This window comes from Streptococcus sp. DTU_2020_1000888_1_SI_GRL_NUU_041A (genome assembly GCF_032387735.1).
In the GTDB taxonomy this organism is placed as follows: Bacteria; Bacillota; Bacilli; order Lactobacillales; family Streptococcaceae; genus Streptococcus; species Streptococcus sanguinis.
Genome location: NZ_CP135591.1, coordinates 859,874 through 881,337 on the forward strand (window position 1 = coordinate 859,874; position 21,464 = coordinate 881,337).

Sequence of the window (21,464 nt, forward strand, 5' to 3'; positions counted from 1 at the left end):
CAAAAAAATAAGTAAATTATTGTTCATTTTATATAATAGTGTGGTAAAATGGGATTAATGGATTTTTAAAAGGATATAAATTAAAGGGAGAATTATGTTTTTTAAACGTCAAAAAGGTAAGTACCACGAAGTAGAGCGTGTGACTCGTTTTAAGCTGATTAAATCGGGTAAGCATTGGCTGCGTGCTGCGACATCACAGTTCGGCCTTTTTAGATCAATGAAGGGGGGAGGCCTTTCATCGATCGAGCTCAAGGTAACGGAAGAACAAGTTGCCGATAAGAAGAGCGGCATAGACTTTTTGAGGGGCATTGTCGCCACGGGAGCCGTGCTGGGTGGAGCTGTTGTGACAAGCGCAACTGTCCATGCAGAAGAAGGTCAGGCTCTGGAAAAGGTCATTGACACGACAGACGTTTTAGCGACACGTGGTGAAACAGTTTTAGGAGAAGAAAGCAGTACTGCTGAGGCAGCAACCGCAACGGCAAGCTCACATACTGAGTCAGAGTCTGTATCAGATACATCCTCAGCCAGTGCAAGTGCTTCTGTCAGTGCATCTATTTCTGCCAGCATCTCAGCTTCAGAGTCAATGTCACAGTCTAGCTCTGCCTCTATCAGTGCCAGCACATCTCAAGCAGTCTCAGATTCCTTAAGTGTATCTGAGTCTCTTTCAGTGTCTTCAAGTACATCTGATTCGGTTAGTGCAAGCACTAGTGCGTCCGCTAGTGCATCAGAGTCAGTCTCAGCCAGTCAGACATCTACCACCTCTACATCAGAGAGTGCTAGATCCGAAAGTAGCCAGCAGTCAACAGAGGCTTCTAACCAGACAGGACGGAGAAGAACGCGTCGTGAAGTAGCGAATGCTCCAGATACAACCCCACCTAGAATTACAGTTCCCGATGAAATAGTGGTTTATCGTGGTGAGAAGTTTGAATTTGATATTGAGATAACTGATGATAGCGGGCAAGTTACAAGAATAGAATTTAGCAATCTTGGTAAAAGGGATTATAAAAATAATATAGTTGGTCTTACATGGTTAACATTTTCGGAGGTTATTTCTAATGAACCGGGTAATGCCACGTCCGATAATCCGTTACGAGTGAGAGTGTCCGGTACAGTTCCACTAAAGGAACAAATGCCTGCTGATATAAGGAACGCTCAGTATACTCGACATATTAGAGCTTTTGATATTAACAATAATATCTCTTCAAATATTCCTTTTGTAATTAAGTTTAGACCACAGACTGATAAATATAATCCAACAGATCCATCTGTCACTTATGTTGATAGTCTTTCTAACTTATCTCCAACTGAAAAAAATGCGGTAGAGGCGGCAGTAAGAGCAGCCAATCCTCAGATTCCAGAAGCTTCTAGAATTACTGTCTCTGCAAATGGAACAGTTACCATTACTTATCCAGATGACTCTACAGATACTATTCCTGCGGATAGAGTAGTAAAGGATACTGCATCAAGTCGTTCAGCTTTAACGTCAGCTTCGACATCCGCATCGACGAGTGCTTCTGTGTCGGCAAGTACTTCTGCGTCCCTGAGTGCGTCAGTAAGTGCAAGTACGTCCGCGTCAACGAGCGCATCAGTAAGTGCAAGTACGTCCGCGTCCACAAGTGCATCTGTATCTGCAAGTACGTCCGCGTCAACGAGTGCGTCAGTCTCAGCAAGCACATCTGCATCGACGAGTGCGTCAGTCTCAGCAAGCACGTCCGCTTCAACGAGTGCATCTGTTTCAGCAAGCACGTCAGCATCGACTAGCGCATCTGTTTCTGCAAGCACATCCGCTTCAACGAGTGCGTCAGTAAGTGCAAGCACGTCAGCATCGACAAGTGCCTCTGTCTCAGCAAGTACGTCCGCCTCAACGAGTGCATCCGTAAGTGCAAGTACGTCCGCCTCAACGAGTGCGTCAGTATCTGCAAGCACGTCCGCGTCGACTAGCGCGTCAGTATCTGCAAGTACGTCCGCATCCACAAGCGCGTCCGTAAGCGCAAGTACATCCGCGTCGACGAGTGCATCAGTAAGTGCAAGTACGTCCGCGTCTACTAGCGCGTCTGTGTCTGCAAGTACGTCCGCGTCAACAAGTGCGTCAGTAAGCGCCAGCACGTCAGCATCGACGAGTGCGTCTGTCTCAGCAAGTACCTCTGCTTCAACCAGCGCCTCAACAAGTGCAAGTACGTCCGCTTCAACCAGTGCGTCAGTAAGCGCCAGCACGTCAGCATCGACGAGTGCGTCTGTCTCAGCAAGTACCTCAGCCTCAACGAGTGCGTCAGTAAGTGCAAGTACGTCAGCGTCGACAAGCGCATCCGTAAGTGCAAGTACGTCAGCGTCGACGAGTGCGTCCGTGAGCGCAAGTACCTCTGCATCGACAAGTGCGTCCGTATCAGCAAGTGCGTCTGCATCGACAAGTGCGTCCGTATCAGCAAGCACGTCTGCCTCAACGAGTGCATCAGTAAGTGCAAGCACGTCTGCCTCCACGAGTGCATCTGTGAGTACAAGTACGTCCGCGTCGACGAGTGCGTCAGTGAGTGCTAGCACCTCAGCGTCAACCAGTGCTTCAGTGAGCGCAAGTACGTCCGCGTCCACGAGCGCATCAGTCAGCGCAAGTACGTCCGCGTCTACGAGTGCCTCAGTAAGCGCAAGTACGTCCGCGTCCACGAGTGCGTCCGTTTCAGCAAGTACGTCTGCATCGACAAGTGCTTCAGTGAGCGCAAGTACGTCTGCGTCCACGAGTGCTTCAGTATCAGCAAGCACATCCGCATCAACGAGTGCATCAGTTTCAGCAAGTACCTCAGCTTCAACAAGTGCCTCAGTGTCTGCAAGTACCTCCGCGTCGACGAGTGCGTCCGTAAGCGCAAGTACCTCAGCCTCAACCAGCGCGTCCGTTTCAGCAAGTGCTTCAGCCTCAACGAGTGCGTCCGTTTCAGCAAGTACGTCTGCGTCAACTAGCGCGTCAGTGAGTGCAAGTACCTCAGCGTCGACAAGTGCATCCGTATCTGCAAGTACGTCCGCCTCAACCAGTGCGTCAGTATCAGCAAGCACCTCAGCGTCGACAAGTGCGTCAGTAAGTGCAAGTACGTCCGCTTCAACGAGTGCGTCAGTATCCGCAAGTACCTCGGCCTCAACGAGTGCCTCTGTAAGCGCAAGTACGTCCGCATCGACGAGTGCGTCAGTAAGTGCAAGTACGTCAGCGTCCACGAGTGCCTCCGTATCAGCAAGTACTTCAGCCTCCACGAGTGCGTCCGTAAGTGCAAGTACATCCGCTTCCACGAGTGCATCAGTGTCAGCCAGCACGTCTACGTCGACAAGCGCTTCAGTATCAGCAAGTACATCCGCTTCCACGAGCGCGTCTGTATCCGCAAGTACGTCCGCTTCAACTAGCGCATCCGTATCTGCAAGCACGTCAGCGTCGACGAGTGCATCAGTTTCAGCAAGCATGTCAGCGTCCACCAGCGCGTCAGTAAGCGCAAGCACATCAGCTTCAACAAGTGCGTCAGTGAGCGCAAGTACTTCAGCGTCGACAAGTGCGTCCGTAAGCGCCAGCACGTCCGCCTCAACGAGCGCGTCAGTTTCAGCAAGCACGTCTGCATCAACCAGCGCATCAGTAAGCGCCAGCACGTCCGCATCGACGAGTGCGTCTGTAAGTGCAAGTACGTCTGCTTCAACAAGTGCATCTGTGTCAGCAAGTACGTCTGCGTCAACGAGTGCGTCCGTAAGCGCCAGCACGTCCGCATCTACCAGCGCATCTGTTTCTGCAAGCACATCCGCTTCAACGAGTGCGTCTGTAAGTGCAAGTACCTCAGCATCCACAAGTGCGTCTACAAGTGCAAGTATGTCTGCCTCCACGAGTGCATCCATAAGTGCCAGCACGTCAGCGTCTACCAGCGCATCAGTATCTGCAAGCACGTCTGCATCAACCAGCGCATCAGTAAGCGCCAGCACGTCCGCTTCCACGAGCGCGTCAACAAGTGCCAGCACGTCTGCCTCCACGAGCGCATCAGTGAGTGCAAGTACGTCCGCTTCCACGAGCGCGTCAGTAAGTGCAAGTACCTCAGCGTCCACGAGTGCGTCTGTAAGCGCAAGTACGTCAGCCTCAACGAGTGCGTCAGTGAGCGCAAGTACGTCAGCGTCTACAAGTGCATCAGTAAGTGCAAGCACGTCTGCCTCCACGAGTGCATCTGTATCAGCAAGCACGTCCGCCTCAACGAGTGCCTCTGTATCAGCAAGTACGTCCGCCTCGACGAGCGCATCTGTAAGCGCAAGCACATCGGCATCTACGAGCGCGTCCGTAAGCGCAAGTACCTCAGCGTCGACGAGTGCGTCAGTAAGTGCCAGCACGTCCGCCTCGACGAGCGCATCTGTAAGCGCAAGTACCTCAGCCTCAACCAGTGCATCAGTAAGTGCAAGTACATCGGCCTCCACGAGTGCAAGTGAATCAGCTTCGACTAGCGCCTCCGTAAGTGCAAGTATGTCCGCGTTGACGAGTGCGTCAGTAAGTGCAAGCACATCTGCATCAACGAGCGCGTCTGTGTCTGCGAGTGAATCTGCATCGACGAGCGCCTCCGTAAGTGCAAGTACTTCAGCGTCGACAAGTGCGTCGGTATCTGCAAGTGAATCTGCATCGACGAGCGCGTCAGTGAGCGCAAGCACCTCAGCGTCCACAAGTGCATCAGTGAGCGCAAGTACGTCCGCGTCTACAAGCGCATCCGTAAGTGCAAGCACTTCAGCATCGACAAGTGCGTCAGTAAGTGCAAGTACATCCGCGTCGACGAGTGCCTCAGTAAGTGCAAGTACTTCAGCGTCGACGAGTGCCTCAGTAAGTGCAAGTACTTCAGCGTCGACGAGTGCCTCAGTGAGCGCCAGCACATCGGCCTCAACAAGCGCGTCAGTGAGCGCAAGTACCTCAGCATCGACAAGTGCGTCAGTAAGCGCAAGTACGTCCGCGTCAACGAGTGCGTCCGTATCAGCCAGCACGTCAGCTTCCACGAGTGCATCCGTAAGTGCTAGCGAATCAGCCTCCACGAGCGCATCCGTAAGTGCAAGTGAGTCCGCTTCGACGAGTGCGTCTGTATCTGCAAGTGAATCAGCCTCCACGAGCGCATCCGTAAGTGCAAGTACGTCAGCTTCCACGAGCGCATCCGTAAGTGCAAGTGAATCAGCGTCAACGAGTGCGTCTGTATCTGCAAGCGAATCGGCTTCCACGAGTGCATCCGTAAGTGCAAGTACATCCGCGTCGACGAGTGCGTCCGTATCAGCAAGCACCTCAGCGTCAATGAGCGCATCTGTATCTGCAAGCACATCCGCATCAACCAGTGCATCAGTTTCAGCAAGCACGTCCGCATCGACGAGTGCATCTGTATCTGCAAGCACGTCCGCATCAACAAGTGCGTCAGTGAGTGCAAGCACCTCAGCGTCCACGAGCGCGTCGGTAAGTGCAAGTACCTCAGCCTCAACCAGTGCGTCAGTGAGTGCAAGCACCTCAGCGTCGACAAGTGCATCTGTATCTGCAAGTACTTCAGCGTCGACGAGTGCGTCCGTAAGCGCAAGTACGTCCGCGTCCACGAGCGCGTCCGTGAGCGTAAGCACGTCCGCATCGACGAGTGCGTCAGTAAGTGCAAGCACCTCAGCTTCCACGAGTGCGTCAGTGAGCGCAAGTACGTCCGCGTCGACAAGTGCATCAGTGAGCGCAAGTACATCAGCTTCAACGAGCGCATCAGTATCAGCAAGCATGTCAGCGTCCACCAGCGCGTCAGTGTCCGCAAGCATGTCAGCCTCCACGAGTGCATCAGTGAGCGCAAGTACGTCAGCTTCAACGAGTGCATCTGTGTCTGCCAGCACGTCCGCATCGACGAGTGCGTCTGTATCTGCTAGCGAGTCCGCGTCAACGAGCGCGTCAGTGAGTGCAAGTGAATCAGCATCAACCAGTGCAACAGTGAGTGCAAGTACGTCAGCTTCAACCAGCGCCTCTGTGTCTGCAAGCACCTCAGCTTCAACGAGTGCAAGTACATCCGCGTCGACGAGTGCATCTGTATCAGCAAGCATGTCCGCATCGACGAGTGCGTCAGTATCAGCCAGCGCATCAGCGTCAGCAAGTGAGTCCGCCTCAACGAGCGAATCCGCTTCAGTAAGTGCATCTGCTTTAGCGTTGGCAAGTATATCCGCTTCAGTAAGTGTCTCAGAATCTGCCAGCACTTCGGCTAGTCTATCTGGTTCAGAAAGTGCTTCGATTAGCGATTCTCAGTCAATAAGTGAGTCAACCTCAGTAAGCACCAGCACCTCAGTCTTGCATAGTCAGCTGGATCTGGTTCATGAGAAGGAATTCTACTCACTCAGCCTTTCTACAAGCGAGTCACTGTCAGCAGCAGTCAGTCTCAGCGAGCTTGCTCGTGTCAGTCAGTCTGTATCGGAAAGCCTGTCTACGAGCCTGTCAGCTAGTCAGAGCAAATCTGAAAGCCTGTCCGCTTCAGCAAGACAGTCTGAGCTGGATCTGATTTCCAGAGGTCGTCTGCCTCAGACAGGGGAAACGGAGAGCAAGGCTTCTATCCTAGCTTTAGGCTTAGGAGCATTGGGCTTGGCCTTCAAGAGACGTAAAAAGAAAAGCGACTCTGAGGAGTAGCAGTAAATAGAGCCAATCAGTTTATCTTTTAGTCCGTCAAAAGTCCACTCTGTTAGTGAGCTGTGGAAGTGATGGACAAAGTAAGCCTTAAGGAAATAATTTGATAATTTCTGGTACTTGCTTCCTAAAATCCTAGACTAGGAATTAGCAAAAAGAAACCGAGAGGCAATAGAAACAGGAAGTTTTGACAACTTCCTGTTTTTTTGACAATTTAGTAGAAAAAAGTATCCTTTATTCTGCAGGAAAGTCCCTGAGAATATAGATTTTTTGGACAATATTTTATATAATATCAAGTATAGAAATGATGTTTTAGAGTTTATGAAATGAAAGAGTAAGGGAAGAAATGAAAACGATTGTTTTGGTTGGGGATCAGGCCTATCAGGAGCAAATTTCGACTACAATTAAGTCGATTTTATATTACAATAAAAATGTAAAAATCTATGTTTTCAATCAGGGATTGAGTGACGAATGGTTCCGTGATTTTAATGATCTGGCCGAGCAGCTGGACAGTGAATTAGTCAATATCAGCTTGGACCAAGTGACTATCAGTCCAGAGTGGCTGACGCAGGACCATATCAGCTCAGCAGCCTATGCTCGCTATTTCATTCCGCAGTTTGTGGTAGAGGAGCGTGTCCTTTATCTGGATAGCGACCTAGTTGTCAATAGAGATTTGCAACCTTTATTTGATATTCCTCTGGAAGGTAAGCTTGTGGCAGCGGTTGGAGATGCCGGCGGTTATGGCTTTAACTCTGGCGTTCTGCTAATTGATAATCGAGCTTGGAAAGAAAGGCAGCTGCAGGAGATCTTTATCAAGGAGACGGACCGCATCATGGGTTTGGTCCAGTCTGGCCAGATGGAGGATTTTAACGGCGATCAGACGGTTTTAAATCATGTGCTGGCTCAGGATTGGCTGCCCTTGGATAAGATTTACAATCTGCAGGTAGGCCATGACTTAGTGGCCTTTTACAGCGGCTGGAATGGTCATTTTGAGCTGGATCAGGAACCTCTGATTATCCACTATACCACCTTTCGCAAGCCTTGGAACTCGGAAGTTAGCTATCGCTATCGTCAGCTTTGGTGGGACTTTCAGGCCTTGAGCTTGGCGGAGATTTCAGCCCATCATCGGGGAGAGTTTGAGATGCAAGACCGTTGGGAGAAGGCCGCTCTGAACTGCATGCTCCTGACAGATGTACAGGAGCTGGAGCAGATTGAATTTTTAGCCCAGTCTCTGCCTAGGGTTGATTTTCACATCGCCTGCTACACAGATATGGGAGATTATCTGCGTTCTTTGGATCGCTATGAAAATATCCATCTCTATCCGCAGGTTATCCATGCAGTGCTGGATGAGCTCATTGATAAGTGCCAGGCCTATTTGGATATTCACCATGGGAACGAGCACTATGAACTGAGTAGTCGTTTCAAGGCACTTGGCAAGCCAGTTCTGGCTTTTGACAATACTAAGAAAAATGAAAAGGAAGAACTGGTCTATCCCCATGAGTACCCTCAGGAGATGCTGAGAAAGCTGCGCAGTCTGATGAAAAAAGAGAAGCCGCAAGCCTTTCGGGCTGTGGTGCTGGCGGCTAATGCTGCCTATAGTGAGCAGGTCTTAACTACGATCAAGTCTATTGTCTGCCACAATCGCTTTATCAAGTTTTATGTCATCAATAGTGACTTTCCGACAGAGTGGTTTGTCAGCATGCGGAAAAAGCTGGCCAAGCTGGACTGCCAGATTGTCAATGCTCGGGTGGATGGCAGTCATATTAGTCAATATAAGACAAATATCCATTATTCAGTTTTTTTGAGATATTTTACGGCTACTTTTGTAGAGGAAGATCAAGCTCTTTATTTGGACTGCGATATTGTAGTAACACGTGATTTATCGGAAATTTTTGCAGTCGATTTAGGTTCCTATCCGCTTGGAGCGGTAAGAGATCTGGGTGGAGAAGTATACTTTGGCGAGCAGATTTTTAATTCAGGTGTTTTACTAATTAATGTGAACTACTGGAGAGAAAACGATATTGCGGGTCAATTGATTGAGATGACTGATAACCTACATGATAAAGTTACTCAGGATGACCAAAGCATTCTCAATATGCTCTTTGAAAACCGCTGGATGGAGCTGCCTTTTGCTTATAACTGCATTACGCTGCACACGACCTTTTCGGACTATGAGCCAGAAAAAGGGCTCTATCCGCCTGTGATTCACTATCTGACCGAGCGCAAGCCTTGGAAAGAGTACACTCAGTCCATCTATCGTGAGGTCTGGTGGTTCTATCAGGGGCTGGATTGGTCGGATATGCAGGAGCCAGTCGGAGCCCTGACTCAAAAGATGGTGGAAGGTGAAGATGGACCAAGTCTGTCCTGCCTAGTCTACACCTACTCTTGTGACCTGATGCATATCAACTATCTGATTCAAGCCCTGTCTGCCTGCCATTTCTACATCGCTGCACCGGTAGTGGTAGCAGAGCCAATCACGCGTTTGCTCCAGTATCCTAATGTCAGCGTCAGTTCAGATATTGCGGGCATTCCGGCTCTCTTGGAGTCGCTGGAAGCCAAGTCTCAGCTGCTGCTGGATATCAATGCCGGTGATGAGGTAGGGGATATTATTGCTCGCTTTAAGTCTGCTGGCAAGCCAGTCTATGCCTTTGATAGCATAGCCCATGGCCAGCAGGGGCAGGAAGTCTTTCCAGCTGATAACCCTGAAGTCATGGTGCAGGCTATTGAGAAGCTAAGATTGGCCGATCCTGAGGAGCAGCAGATTTCTGTACTCTCTATCGACCAATCACTGGATTATCTCTTAGAGAAAGGTGCTTCAGTGGTTCGCTTTGGAGATGGGGAGATGGATTTTATTGCGGGCCGTAGTATCGTCTATCAGGACTTTGATCCAGAACTATCAGCGCGCTTGAGAGAGATGATGTCTATGGAGAGCGATGAGCATTTGATGATTTGTCTGCCTGATGTCTTTACAGGGCTAGAGCGCTATTCCATTGATGCCCAAAATTTTTGGAGTCTAAATCATTTGCCACATTTTCTTGAAAAATATAAAAATATCTGCCGAGCACCTTGGTATGGCTCAACTTTTATTTCCCGGCCTTATATCGATTTGGAAGATAAGACGCCGTCTGCGGGCTATTTTGCAAAGCTTAAGCAGCTTTGGCAGGACAAGGATCTCTTGATCGTAGAGGGCTTGACTTCTCGCTCTGGTGTGGGCAATGACCTCTTTGACGGAGCTAAATCCATCAAACGGATTATTTGTCCTTCTCGCAATGCCTACAGCAAGCTGGATGCGATTAAGCAGGCTGTTCGAGAGCATGCGGACAATCGTCTGATTTTGACCATGCTAGGTCCGACGGCTAAGGTCTTGGTCTATGATCTGGTTCAGGAAGGTTATCGGGCCCTGGATATTGGGCATATTGACTCAGAGTATGAGTGGTTCCAGATGGGGGCTAGCCACAAGGTCAAGCTGTCACACAAGCATACGGCTGAGCACAACTTTGATCAGGATATTGAGTTTAGAGATGACCAAGCTTATGACAGTCAGATTGTTGCCAATCTGGCTCAGGAATGAAGATTAGAAAAAGAATATGAAAGTTAATATTACCAATCTATACGGTATGTCTGGCCAGAGTACGGCCTTGATTGCCCAGAATGATGTGACCAAGCTATCCAAGCAGCTGGGCTTTAATGAACTGAGTTTTTACTTTTACGATATTTACAGCGACAGCCAGTCGGAGCTCAGTCGTCGTCTGGACGGTATCATGGCTAGTGTTGGCTATGGCGATGTGGTTATCTATCAGTCGCCGACTTGGAACGGCCGGGAGTTTGACCAGGCCTTTATCAGCAAGCTGAAGATTTTGCAGGCCAAGCTGATTACCTTTATCCATGATGTACCGCCGCTGATGTTCCCGTCAAACTACTATCTGATGCCGGAGTATATCGACATGTACAATCAGTCAGATGTAGTCATTGTGCCTTCTGAGCAGATGCGGGACAAGCTGCTGGCAGAGGGGCTGACTGTGGACAAGATTTTGGTCCAGCGCATGTGGGACCATCCCTATGATTTGCCCCTGCACCAGCCTCAGTTTGCGCCTAAGCTGTATTTTGCAGGAAGTGTGGAGCGTTTTCCACATCTGATTAATTGGTCTTATGCTACGCCGCTGGAGATTTTTTCGCCTGAGGAAGAGTCAAATCCAGAGGCCAATGTCAGCTATCGCGGCTGGGTCAGCCGGCCAGAGTTGCTCTTGGAGCTGTCCAAGGGCGGTCTAGGCCTAGTCTGGGGTGTTGAGGAAAATCCAGCAGACGAGCCGGAATACTATAGTCTCAATATCTCTCATAAGTCTGCCACTTATCTGGCAGCTGGGATTCCGGTCATCGTCCCTTCTTACCTGTCCAATGCAGAGCTGATCCGTGAGCGGGGTCTGGGCTTTGTCGTAGACAGTCTGGAAGAGGCCAGTCGGATTGTTGAAAATCTGACTGCTGAGGAGTATCAGGCTATGGTCGAGCGGGTTAGAAAGTTCTCTTTCCTGCTCAAGGAAGGTTATTTTAGCAAGAAAGTCTTAGTAGATGCGGTGATGGAAGTCTTATCTTAGAGCCTTTCCAGCCATCGTCATGAGGAGTCAGTGTGAAGTCATTTTTTAAAGCGGTCATTATCAAAAAGTTTCTGTGGACCTTATTTTTCTTATTTATCTATGTCTTGGGAACCAAGCTGACCATGCCTTTCATCGATATGAGTAAGGCAGCTGCCATGGACGGGACCTCTACGACCTTGAACTATGCGACAGCCCTGATGGGTGGGAATCTGCGCAGTATGTCGCTCTTTTCTGTCGGCCTGTCTCCTTGGATGTCCTCTATGCTGATCTGGCAGATGTTTGCTGTGTCTAAGCGCCTAGGCTTGAGTAAGCTCCCTCTGGAAGTGCAGGAAAGGCGGCGGATGCTCCTGACCTTGGTCATTGCCTTGATACAGTCTGTGGCACTGGTCCTAAACCTGCCTCTGCAAGAAGCAGCTGGGGTGGACATGACTACGATTATGGTCTTAGATACCTTGGTCTTGATGGCTGGGACCTACTTTCTCATCTGGCTGACGGATTTGAATGCTGCCATGGGACTTGGAGGCTCCATCATGATTGTCATGGCCAGCATGATTGCCTACATTCCGCAGGATATTTGGAACTCTATTCAGGAGCTGAAGATTTCTTCTCTGTGGCTGACCTTGATGCTGGTTTTCAGCCTAGTCTTTCTCTATCTGGCTGTTACAGTTGAGCGGTCCAAGTACCGAATTCCAGTCAATAAGATCAATATCCATAACCGTTTTAAGAAATACTCTTATCTGGATATTCGTCTGAATCCTGCTGGTGGGATGCCGATTATGTACGCTATGACCTTGGTCAGCATTCCCCAGTATTTCCTTTTGATAATCCACTTTCTCCAGCCGGACAACCAGTTGATTGACCATTGGATAGAAGCACTGTCTATGGGAAGTCCAGCTTGGTTTATCCTCTATCTGCTGACTATTTTCATCCTGGCACTGGCCTTCGCCTTTATCAATATCAGTGGCGACCAGATTGCTGAGCGGATGCAGAAGAGTGGAGAGTATATTGAAAATGTTTATCCGGGAGGAGCAACACGCCGGTATATCAATGGTTTGGTGACCTATTTTGCACTAGTGGGGGCTTTCTATCTTATCCTGATTTCTGGTCTGCCTATGATGGTGGTCCTTCTGGACATTCGCTATCTGCGGCTCAGTATGATTCCGGGGATTTTTATGATTTTTATCGGGATGGTCTTTTCTATTAAGGACGAGGTGGATGCCTTGACGCTTAATGACCGTTATCGTTCATTGTTGTAGGAGAAACTATGTATTACTTTATTCCTTCATGGAGTGGCAGTGGGGATCGGATTTGGCACCGGGATATTATCCCTTGGTACCGCTCTATGCAGCGACTGGAGTTTGATGACTCGATTCATCAGATTCGGATTTTTCAAAGTGAAAATCTGCCAGTCCAGCTGCTTTTGCCAGCTTATATGCCACATGCCCGCTATCTCTTGCATCGGCAGGATATTTTTGAGACGGACTATTACTCGGTCTTTGATGAGATTCAGGGAATCCAGTCTAAAGAAATGCAGGTCTTGCAAATCAAGGATCTGGACTGGGAGCCAGACTGCGAGTTTGTCTATACGCCCTTTCTAGTCATGGTCCGCAGGCAGGGACAGCTCTATGCCCATGTCGAGTTTGGAGTAGAAGGCTTTATCAGCTTCATCAAGTTTTTCAAGGATGACCAACTGGAGAAGTTTTATATCTTTGATGATCGGGGCTTTGTCTCCAGTATTACCTACTATGAAGAGGGGCAGCCCCTTTATCAGGACTACCTACAGCCGGATGGTGACTGGCGGATTCGTGAGCATCTCAAGCCTGACGACGGTCGGGTAGAGGTCAACCCTGCTTACTTACTGGACTTTGATAAGCTGGAGTATGAGAGGATGCCAGACTTAATCTTGGAGAAATTGGACCACTATATCGAGCGCAATGCAGGAGCGGACAGCCGGTTCGTCCTGGCAGCGCATCCCTTATACACTCAAGCCATTTTGCGCTTATTGCCCAAGAATGTTCAAATCATTCTCAGCTTTTTCCACGAGCGAAATCATACAGTGGATTGGTCAGCTTTAGAAGCAGATTTGCAGCAGGCAGATTTAGTCTTGACTGATCGTATGGATTTCAAGAAGGCTATTCAGCGCTACCTGCCTAGGCAGGCTCAGAAGGTGCATTACCTGTCGCCTTTTGATACCCGTCTGCAGCTGGGCAAGAGCCAGCGTCGTCGTGAATCCAAGATTTTTTATCAGATTAATCTGGAAGAAGGGCTTAATGACTATGCTATCTTCAAGGTTCTCCACTATGTGGCCAAGCATCCGGATACAGAGCTGACTATCGGTGTTTACAATGCTTGGCAGGAAGGAATCCAAAAGGTGGAGACCAAGGTGCAGGAGGTTATTGATGAGTATCTGAATCAATATGAATTTGTCAAGAACTACCGGCGCAGTGAGCAGGCTGAGAATGCCCTGCTGGAAAATCAGGAGCAGGACCTCCGTTTCACCATTAAAAATATCACAGACGAGCTCAGCTTGATTCAGGAGCTGGATGATACGCGGTTAATCATCGACCTGAGTGAGCAGCCCAATCTCTATACGCAGATTGCTGGGATTTCTGCCGGGATTCCGCAGATCAATCTGGTGGGCTCGGAATATGTGACCCATCTGCAAAATGGCTATATCTTGGACTCTATCTCTGATGTTCCGACTGCTGCAGACTATTACTTGGAAGGTTTGAAAAATTGGAATCAGGCCCTGATTTATTCCATTGAAAAAATCCATCATAATACTGGTCTGGAGCTGATTGGCCGGTGGGAGCAGTGGCTCAAGGAGGCTGAGAATGCAAAATAAGCTGAAAATCTTACAGATTGGCTCAAGCGACTGGAGCAAGGAGCTTGCCATTCCAGACAATATGAACTGGTATTATTTCTTTCCTAACTCCAATCTAGCTATCAAAAAGGTCATGGAGATGGATAAGATTAGCAAGTTTGATGCGATTCTGGTGGACGATTTGCGTCGGATCCCAGATTTGTTTATGATTGAGGCCAAGATTATCCCTTATACGGTTTTCTATGATCAGGAACAGGAAACCCAGGAAGCGGATATTGAGTACTTCCTCAAGCGTCACTGCGCTCAGCCAACGGATATGAGCGATCGAGCTGACCTGGTTCGCAAGCTGTCCATGGCTCTCTTTTCCGGACAATATGGGGATAAGATGACACCGCTTGATATGGTGGTTAGCCCCGGATTTCGCGGGAAGATTTGCTACAATGGCTATGAAAATCTAGAGCTGGAAGGTGACTTTGGTCAGGACTTTCAGCCAATCCTGTCATGGAAATACAATATTATTGCCAACAAGTTCAATCCAGTTGAACTCTGGCTTGAATATGAAAAGTCAGGCAGCTGTGAGCTGCGGCTGCGCCTCTATAATATCCAAGAAGGATCGACTGCGGACATTGCTCGCGAGACTATTTTCGCAGAAGAGGACATGCGTGAATCCATGGTTCTGGACAATGACTTTACTTCCTATCTGGGCGTCAGTCTGGAGGCTAGAGGCGAGGGACGGATTCAGGTAGGTGCTCTGCATCAGCGCCTGACCCGCTTTGAGTTTGGCAAGTATGTTCTGGGTGGGAAGATTTTTCGCGATAGCCACCGTCAGGAGATTAATTACTTCTTTTATCCGGGAGATTTGAAGCCGCCTTTGGCTGTTTATTTTTCTGGTTACCGTCGGGCGGAAGGCTTCGAGGGCTTCGGAATGATGCGGAGTCTGGGCTGTCCTTTTCTCTTGTTTTCAGATCCGCGCGTGGATGGCGGTATGTTTTATCTAGGCAGTCAGGAGCTAGAGAGCGGTATTCATAAGATTATACAAGAGCATTTGGACTTTCTGGGCTTTACCGAGCGGGATCTAATCCTGTCGGGCATGTCGATGGGGACCTATGGTGCGGTTTATTACGGTTCGGAGTTTCGTCCGCGGGCTATCGTTTTGTCCAAGCCCTTGGGAAATCTAGGAACTATTGCCCAACGTGGCCGTTTACGCCTGCCCGAGGTCTTTCCGACGGCTCTAGATGTCCTTCACCGTCACACGGGTGGCAAAGATAAGGAGCATGTAGAGGAGCTGAATCAACGCTACTGGCGTAAGTTTGAGAAGGCTGATTTCAGCCGGACGACCTTTGGTATCGCCTATATGAAAGAAGAGGACTATGATCCGACGGCCTATGAGGACCTGGTAGCGGCTCTTCATCTGACTGAGGCCAAGCTGATTAGCAGAGGTGTCCCTGGACGCCATAATGACGACTTAGCTGTGTCTGTGTCTTGGTTCATGAATTACTATCGAATGATATTGGAAAAGGAATTTGGGAGAAAGAAATGAACATTCAAAAAAGAAAGGGCATTTACTGGGGAGAGCTGAGAGGGGTTTCGGCAGCTGGTAAAATGACTGACTTTACCTATCTCTATGGCACTACCCTTATTATTCATTCCCCTTCACATATATTTTTTGAAAATAAACTAATGGCCTCCGGCCAGACCATCCATGAATGGTCTTCCAAATGGAATTATCAGCGAGACCGGCAGGTGCCTGCTCTCCCCTTGCTCAAAAAGGGAGCTCGCTATTGCCTGTCTAGAGATATGACCACCTATCCTGAATCCAGCGTCTTTCTGAAAATCATCTTTTTTGACCGTTATGAGAAAGAAATCAGCAATCAAGTGGAGCGCTCGGAGAGTATGATCTTTACCTACCCAAACGAAGCCTATAGCTATAAGGTTCAGCTGCTGAGTGCAGGAGTTGAGTCCTTAGAGTTTCATTGCCTAAACATTGACCAAATCATAGAGGAGTCTGATGATTAAAAATCATTTTCACATTCAGCGCTTAAAGAAAATCTTAGCCAAAGTCAAGAGCTTTGAGTCAGAAATGGCTGGCTTGTCAGACGCTGATCTGCGAAAGAAAACACAGGAATTTAAGGAGAGACTGACCGCAGGTGAGACTTTAGACGACTTACTGCCGGAGGCTTATGCTGTGGTGCGGGAAGCGGACAAGCGGGTGCTGGGCACGTTTCCCTACGATGTGCAGGTTATGGGGGCGATTGTTCTCCATGAAGGCAATGTCGCTGAGATGGCTACAGGCGAGGGTAAGACCCTGACGGCTACCATGCCGCTCTATCTCAATGCCCTGTCTGGTCAAGGGGCTATGCTAGTGACCACCAATACCTATCTGGCTCTGCGGGACGCTCAGGAAATGGGGCAGGTCTATCGTTTTCTGGGGTTGACTATTGAGGCAGCGGTGGTAGCTGATGAGACTGAAAATTTGACGCCCAAGCAGAAGCGGCTGATTTACCAGGCGGATATTGTCTATACGACCAATAGTGCCTTGGGCTTTGACTATTTGATTGAGAATCTCGCAGAGAATAAGGATAGCCAATATCTTAGTCCTTTCAACTATGTCATCATAGACGAGATTGACTCCATTCTCTTGGATAGCGCTCAGGTACCTTTGGTTATCTCTGGTGCTCCTCGGGTTCAGTCAAACTTCTATAGTATCATGGATACCTTCATTACGACTTTGAAAGAAGAAGAGGACTACCACTACGATGACGAGAAAAATGAAGTCTGGCTGACATCAAAAGGTATTTTAGCGGCAGAGTCTTTTCTTGACTTGGAGCATCTTTTTTCCAAGGAAAATCAAGAGTTGGTCCGCCACCTCAATCTAGCCTTGCGGGCCCACAAGCTCTACAAGAAGGATAAGGACTATGTTGTCCGCCAGGGTGACAAAGAAGCAGAAGTTGTACTTCTGGACCGCGCAACCGGCCGTCTGCTGGAAATGACCCGGCTTCAGGGAGGCCAGCACCAGGCCATTGAGGCTAAGGAGCATGTCAAGCTGACGGAGGAAACGCGGGCCATGGCTTCCATCACCTATCAGAATCTCTTCCGGCTCTTCCGGAAAATCTCTGGTATGACTGGAACCGGCAAGGTGGTGGAGAGCGAGTTTATGGAGACTTACTCCATGTCTGTCATCAAGATCCCGACCAACCAGCCAGTGATTCGACAGGATTTGCCAGACCAGCTTTATCAGACTCTGCCAGAAAAAGTCTTTGCTTCACTAGACGAGGTCAAGCACTACCATGCCCAAGGCAATCCACTCTTGATTTTTACCGGATCAGTGGAGATGTCAGAGATTTACTCTTCCCTACTGCTGAGAGAAGGCATCGCCCACAATCTGCTCAATGCCAACAATGCGGCGCGTGAGGCACAAATCATCGCTGAGTCTGGGCAGAAAGGTGCGGTGACGGTGGCTACATCCATGGCCGGTCGCGGTACGGATATAAAGTTGGGACCGGGTGTCGCTGATTTGGGTGGTCTCGTGGTGATTGGTACTGAGCGGATGGAGAACCAGCGGATTGACCTACAGATTCGTGGCCGTTCAGGCCGCCAAGGTGATCCGGGGATTAGTAAGTTTTTCATCTCGCTAGAGGATGATCTGCTCAGGAAGTGGGGGCCAGATTGGCTCAAGAAGCTCTACAAGGACTATTCAACTGAAGAAGTTCAGCAGCATCCAGTCCAGCTGGGACAGCGCCGCTTTAGACGCTTAGTAGCTAAGGCCCAGAGAGCTAGCGAAAGCAGTGCCAAGATGTCCCGTCGGATGACGCTGGAATATGCCCAGTGTATGAAGATTCAGCGGGAGATTACCTATGCTGAGCGCAATCGTCTGATTCAAGCTGAAGAGCGGATTGATGAAGAAATCAGCCGTGTCCTCAGTCAGGTCATTCATCAGGCGGCCTATGAGCAGTCCTATGGGACGCGAGCTGACCTCTATCGCTTTATCTTAGACCATTTCAGCTATCATGCTGAGCGTATTCCTTATGATTTCGATATTTATTCGTCGGAGAAAATTGCAGAGCTCTTGCAGGATATTGCCGAGCAGGAATTGCAGGCAAAGAAAGCCTATCTCAAGTCTGACAAGCTCTTTACCCATTTTCAGCGTGTGTCCGTTCTCAAGGCTATTGATGAGAACTGGGTCGAGCAGGTGGACTATCTGCAGCAGCTCAAGACAGCCTTGAGCGGTCAGCATTTCTCTATGAAAAATCCTCTGGTAGAATATTACCAAGAGGCTTACGATGGCTTTGAATATATGAAGGAGCGCATGAAGCAGCAGATTGTCAAGAATCTTTTGATGAGTGAATTGGCACTCAACCCTAAAGGAGAAGTCATCATGTACTTCCCGTAAGACGAGGAGAATATGACAGTATATAACATCAACTTAGGCATCGGCTGGGCCAGCAGCGGTGTGGAATACGCCCAAGCTTATCGGGCCCAGCTATTGCGCAGAATCCAGCAGCCGGCTAAGTTTATCTTTATGGATATGATTTTAGCGGATAATATTCAGCATTTGACGGAAAATATTGGTTTTCTGGATGAGGAAGTTATCTGGCTTTATAATTACTTTACTGATATCAAGATTGCACCGACGACGATGACGCTAGATCAGGTGCTGGCTCAAGTCGCAGGTCAGCCGGAGCGCTCGGAGAGAGAGGGCAAGATTGCCCGCTATTTCTATCCGCAGGATGATCAGTTTATCACTTGCTATCTGCGGCAGGAAGACCAGGACTTTGTCGAGCATGTGGAGTATGTCTCGCGGGGGAGATTGATTCGCAAGGATTATTTCTCCTATGTCCGCTATGCCAGCGAGTACTTTGCACCCCATAATGACGCCGCAACCCTCTACCAGCGCCGTTTCTACAACGAAGACGGCAGTGTGGCCTATGACATGCTGATAGAGGATGGTCAGGAAGAGCTCTATCGCTTTCCAGACCGGATTTTCTATTCCAAGGCTGAGCTGGTTCGTTATTTTCTTCAGTGTTTGCAGCTGCAGGCAGATGATGTGGTCATCTTGGATAGAGAGACAGGGATTGGTCAGGTTGTCTTTGAAGAGAGCCAGAAAGCTAAACTGGGAGTAGTGGTCCATGCAGAGCATTTCAGTGAAAATGCCAGCAGTGACGACTACATTCTCTGGAACAATTTCTATGACTACCAGTTTACCAATGCTGACAAGGTGGACTTTTTCATCGTGGCAACAGAGGCTCAGAAAAGGATTCTAGAGCAGCAGTTTCAGCACTACTCGGACAAGCAGCCCAAGATTGTCACCATACCGGTGGGGAGTCTTGACAAGCTGACTTATCCCAAAGAGCCTCGCAAGCCTTTCTCCATGATTACGGCTTCGCGTCTTGCTACGGAAAAGCATATCGATTGGCTAGTGGCAGCGACTGTCCAAGCCCATGCCCAGCTGCCTGAGCTGACTCTGGATATTTACGGTAAGGGGGGAGAAGAGGAGAAGCTGCGCTGCAGGATTGAGGAAGCAGGAGCTCAGAGCTACATTTGGCTCAAAGGGCATGCGGATTTAAGTCAGATTTATGCAGGCTATGAGCTTTATCTGACGGCTTCAACCAGCGAAGGATTTGGTCTAACGCTCATGGAAGCAGTTGGCTCGGGTCTGCCTCTCATCGGCTTTGATGTCCGCTATGGTAATCAGACTTTTATCGATGATGGTAAAAATGGTTATCTGCTGCCGGTTAGTTCCAATCAGGTCGAGGATCAGATTATTGCTGCTTTTGTGGAGAAAATAATAGCTCTCTTTAGCCAAGGACGCCAGCAGGAGATGAGCCAACACTCTTATCAAGTGGCCGAGAATTATTTGACCAGCCGGGTTGAAGCGGCTTGGTCCCAGCTTTTAAAGGAGGTCAAAGATGATTCAGCTCTTTGATTATTACAATCAGGAAACCCAGGATCTGCATGATTCCCTCCTTGCAGCTGGCTATGACTGTCCGACCATTGTCATTGAGGCCAATGGCTTTCTGCCGGATGATATGATTTCCCCCTATACTTACTTTCTGGGGGATGAAGAGGGAGCAGATCACCCGCTCTTTTTCAATCAAGTGCCAGTGCCCCCTTTCTGGGAAATCACAGGCGACCATCAGGCGGCGCGTGTCAGTGACATGGGAGAAGAAAGAGCACGGATTCACTACGCCAGTCAGGCCAAGGGCCGGCTGGTCAAACAGGTGGACTGGCTGGATAAAAAAGGCCAGCTGCGACTGAGTGAGCGCTATAATAAGCAAGGCCGCTGCTTTGCCAAAACAGCCTATAAATCAGGCCAAGAGGCTTTCAACACGACCTATTACAGCACTGATGGTCAGGAGCGTATCGTGGAAAATCATGCCACTGGTGACATCATCCTGACTTTGGACCAAGAGCCCTTGCGGATTTTTAAAAGTCGAGTGGATTTTATCCGTTTCTTTTTAGAGCGGCTAGACTTTGACTTGGATCACATTCTCTTTAATTCGCTGGCTTATTCTTTCCTGGTTTCCCACAGCTTGACTGGTCGAGCAGGGCAGGATATTCTCTTTTGGCAGGAGCCTCTGTATGACGAGCTTCCGGGTAATATGCAGCTGATTCTGGAAAATAGTCAGCTGCGGGCGCAGACTATTGTCATTCCAGACTTAGCGACTTATGAAAAGGCCAAGAGTTTGGCTGCAGCTGACCAGCAGCAGAAGTTCCTGCATCTGGGCTATCATTATGACTTTAAGCGCGACAACTACCTACGAAAAGATGCCTTAATTCTGACCCATTCGGATCAGATTGAAGGGTTAGAGACCTTGATTCAGGCCTTGCCGCAGCTAGTCTTTCGCATTGCAGCACTTACGGAAATGTCGCCTAAGCTCTTGTCTATGCTGTCCTATAAGAATGTTGTCCTTTATCAAAATGCCAGTCTCAAGCAGATTGAGCAGCTCTACTTGGAATCGGACATTTATCTGGACATCAATCACGGAGGTCAGGTCCTGCAGGCAGTGCGCAAGGCTTTTGAGAACAATCTCTTGATCCTAGGCTTTGAGCAGACCCTGCATGACAGGCACTACATTGCCCAGCAGCATATTTTCGACAGCAGTCAGCCAGCTCAACTGGCATCAACTTTGGAAGAAGCCTTATCTGGTGTTGAGCAGATGCGGTCAGCCTTGCAAGCTCAAGGCCGACATGCCAATGATGTACCCGTCAGTCTTTATCAGGAGACTCTCCAAAGCTTGTTAGGAGGTCAGCATGGCTAAAAAAGATTTATTTTATAAGGATATTGAGGGACGGTTAGATGAGCTTAAGCATGGAAAGCCCAAGAAAGAAAAGGCCAGCTTGGGTGAAAATCTCAACAAGGCCTTTGTCATCACCTTGGGCTTGATGATCTTGATTGGCTTGATTTTTACATTGATCGGAGCCTTGAGGAAATAAA

11 protein-coding genes are annotated in these 21,464 nt (G+C 49.0%); all 11 read left to right on the forward strand.

The features are described from left to right. Window positions 1-94 precede the first annotated feature (94 nt). The 11 genes from RSK81_RS04400 to asp4 all read left to right on the forward strand — a co-directional run bounded on the left by RSK81_RS04400 (window position 95) and on the right by asp4 (window position 21,463). A complete protein-coding gene (locus RSK81_RS04400) occupies window positions 95-6,616 on the forward strand; it encodes an accessory Sec-dependent serine-rich glycoprotein adhesin (protein WP_315687755.1) in 6,522 nt (2,173 codons plus the stop codon). A 343-nt stretch (window positions 6,617-6,959) separates the two neighbouring features. Beyond that, complete coding sequence (locus RSK81_RS04405) at window positions 6,960-10,184, forward strand: SP_1767 family glycosyltransferase (RefSeq protein WP_315687547.1); 3,225 nt, start codon at window positions 6,960-6,962, stop codon at window positions 10,182-10,184. Window positions 10,185-10,200: 16 nt separating this feature from the next. Continuing rightward, window positions 10,201-11,205: a sugar transferase gene (locus RSK81_RS04410; RefSeq protein ID WP_315687548.1), complete on the forward strand. Its 1,005-nt coding sequence runs from the start codon at window positions 10,201-10,203 to the stop codon at window positions 11,203-11,205. A 32-nt stretch (window positions 11,206-11,237) separates the two neighbouring features. Then, on the forward strand, window positions 11,238-12,461 hold the full coding sequence (gene secY2 / locus RSK81_RS04415) for an accessory Sec system protein translocase subunit SecY2 (protein WP_315687549.1): 1,224 nt from the start codon (window positions 11,238-11,240) through the stop codon (window positions 12,459-12,461). Window positions 12,462-12,469: 8 nt separating this feature from the next. Beyond that, window positions 12,470-14,050, forward strand: coding sequence for an accessory Sec system protein Asp1 (gene asp1 / locus RSK81_RS04420; RefSeq protein ID WP_315687550.1), 1,581 nt, complete (start codon window positions 12,470-12,472; stop codon window positions 14,048-14,050). Next, window positions 14,040-15,569, forward strand: a complete 1,530-nt coding sequence (gene asp2 / locus RSK81_RS04425; protein WP_270618631.1) for an accessory Sec system protein Asp2 — start codon at window positions 14,040-14,042, stop codon at window positions 15,567-15,569. The genes asp1 and asp2 overlap by 11 nt, the downstream gene beginning before the upstream one ends. Then, complete coding sequence (gene asp3 / locus RSK81_RS04430) at window positions 15,566-16,045, forward strand: accessory Sec system protein Asp3 (RefSeq protein ID WP_002895934.1); 480 nt, start codon at window positions 15,566-15,568, stop codon at window positions 16,043-16,045. Before asp2 ends, asp3 begins: the two co-directional genes overlap by 4 nt. After that, the gene (secA2, locus tag RSK81_RS04435; protein WP_315687553.1) at window positions 16,038-18,419 is read left to right on the forward strand and encodes an accessory Sec system translocase SecA2; all 2,382 of its coding nucleotides are present in this window, start codon (window positions 16,038-16,040) and stop codon (window positions 18,417-18,419) included. The genes asp3 and secA2 overlap by 8 nt, the downstream gene beginning before the upstream one ends. A 12-nt stretch (window positions 18,420-18,431) precedes the next feature. Next, window positions 18,432-19,952 (forward strand): accessory Sec system glycosyltransferase GtfA, encoded by a 1,521-nt coding sequence (gtfA, locus tag RSK81_RS04440; protein ID WP_315687554.1) that lies wholly within the window; start codon window positions 18,432-18,434, stop codon window positions 19,950-19,952. Further along, the gene (gene gtfB / locus RSK81_RS04445; RefSeq protein ID WP_315687556.1) at window positions 19,936-21,288 is read left to right on the forward strand and encodes an accessory Sec system glycosylation chaperone GtfB; all 1,353 of its coding nucleotides are present in this window, start codon (window positions 19,936-19,938) and stop codon (window positions 21,286-21,288) included. The genes gtfA and gtfB overlap by 17 nt, the downstream gene beginning before the upstream one ends. After that, window positions 21,281-21,463: an accessory Sec system protein Asp4 gene (gene asp4 / locus RSK81_RS04450; RefSeq protein WP_002925306.1), complete on the forward strand. Its 183-nt coding sequence runs from the start codon at window positions 21,281-21,283 to the stop codon at window positions 21,461-21,463. Before gtfB ends, asp4 begins: the two co-directional genes overlap by 8 nt. The last annotated feature ends 1 nt before the right edge of the window (window position 21,464 follow it).

Coding starts and splice junctions, on each gene's coding strand:
- RSK81_RS04405 (WP_315687547.1), top strand. CDS start 6,960: ATGAAAACGATTGTTTTGGTTGGGGATCAGGCCTATCAGGAGCAAATT.
- asp4 (WP_002925306.1), top strand. CDS start 21,281: ATGGCTAAAAAAGATTTATTTTATAAGGATATTGAGGGACGGTTAGAT.
- asp1 (WP_315687550.1), top strand. CDS start 12,470: ATGTATTACTTTATTCCTTCATGGAGTGGCAGTGGGGATCGGATTTGG.
- RSK81_RS04410 (WP_315687548.1), top strand. CDS start 10,201: ATGAAAGTTAATATTACCAATCTATACGGTATGTCTGGCCAGAGTACG.
- secA2 (WP_315687553.1), top strand. CDS start 16,038: ATGATTAAAAATCATTTTCACATTCAGCGCTTAAAGAAAATCTTAGCC.
- RSK81_RS04400 (WP_315687755.1), top strand. CDS start 95: ATGTTTTTTAAACGTCAAAAAGGTAAGTACCACGAAGTAGAGCGTGTG.
- gtfA (WP_315687554.1), top strand. CDS start 18,432: ATGACAGTATATAACATCAACTTAGGCATCGGCTGGGCCAGCAGCGGT.
- gtfB (WP_315687556.1), top strand. CDS start 19,936: ATGATTCAGCTCTTTGATTATTACAATCAGGAAACCCAGGATCTGCAT.
- asp3 (WP_002895934.1), top strand. CDS start 15,566: ATGAACATTCAAAAAAGAAAGGGCATTTACTGGGGAGAGCTGAGAGGG.
- asp2 (WP_270618631.1), top strand. CDS start 14,040: ATGCAAAATAAGCTGAAAATCTTACAGATTGGCTCAAGCGACTGGAGC.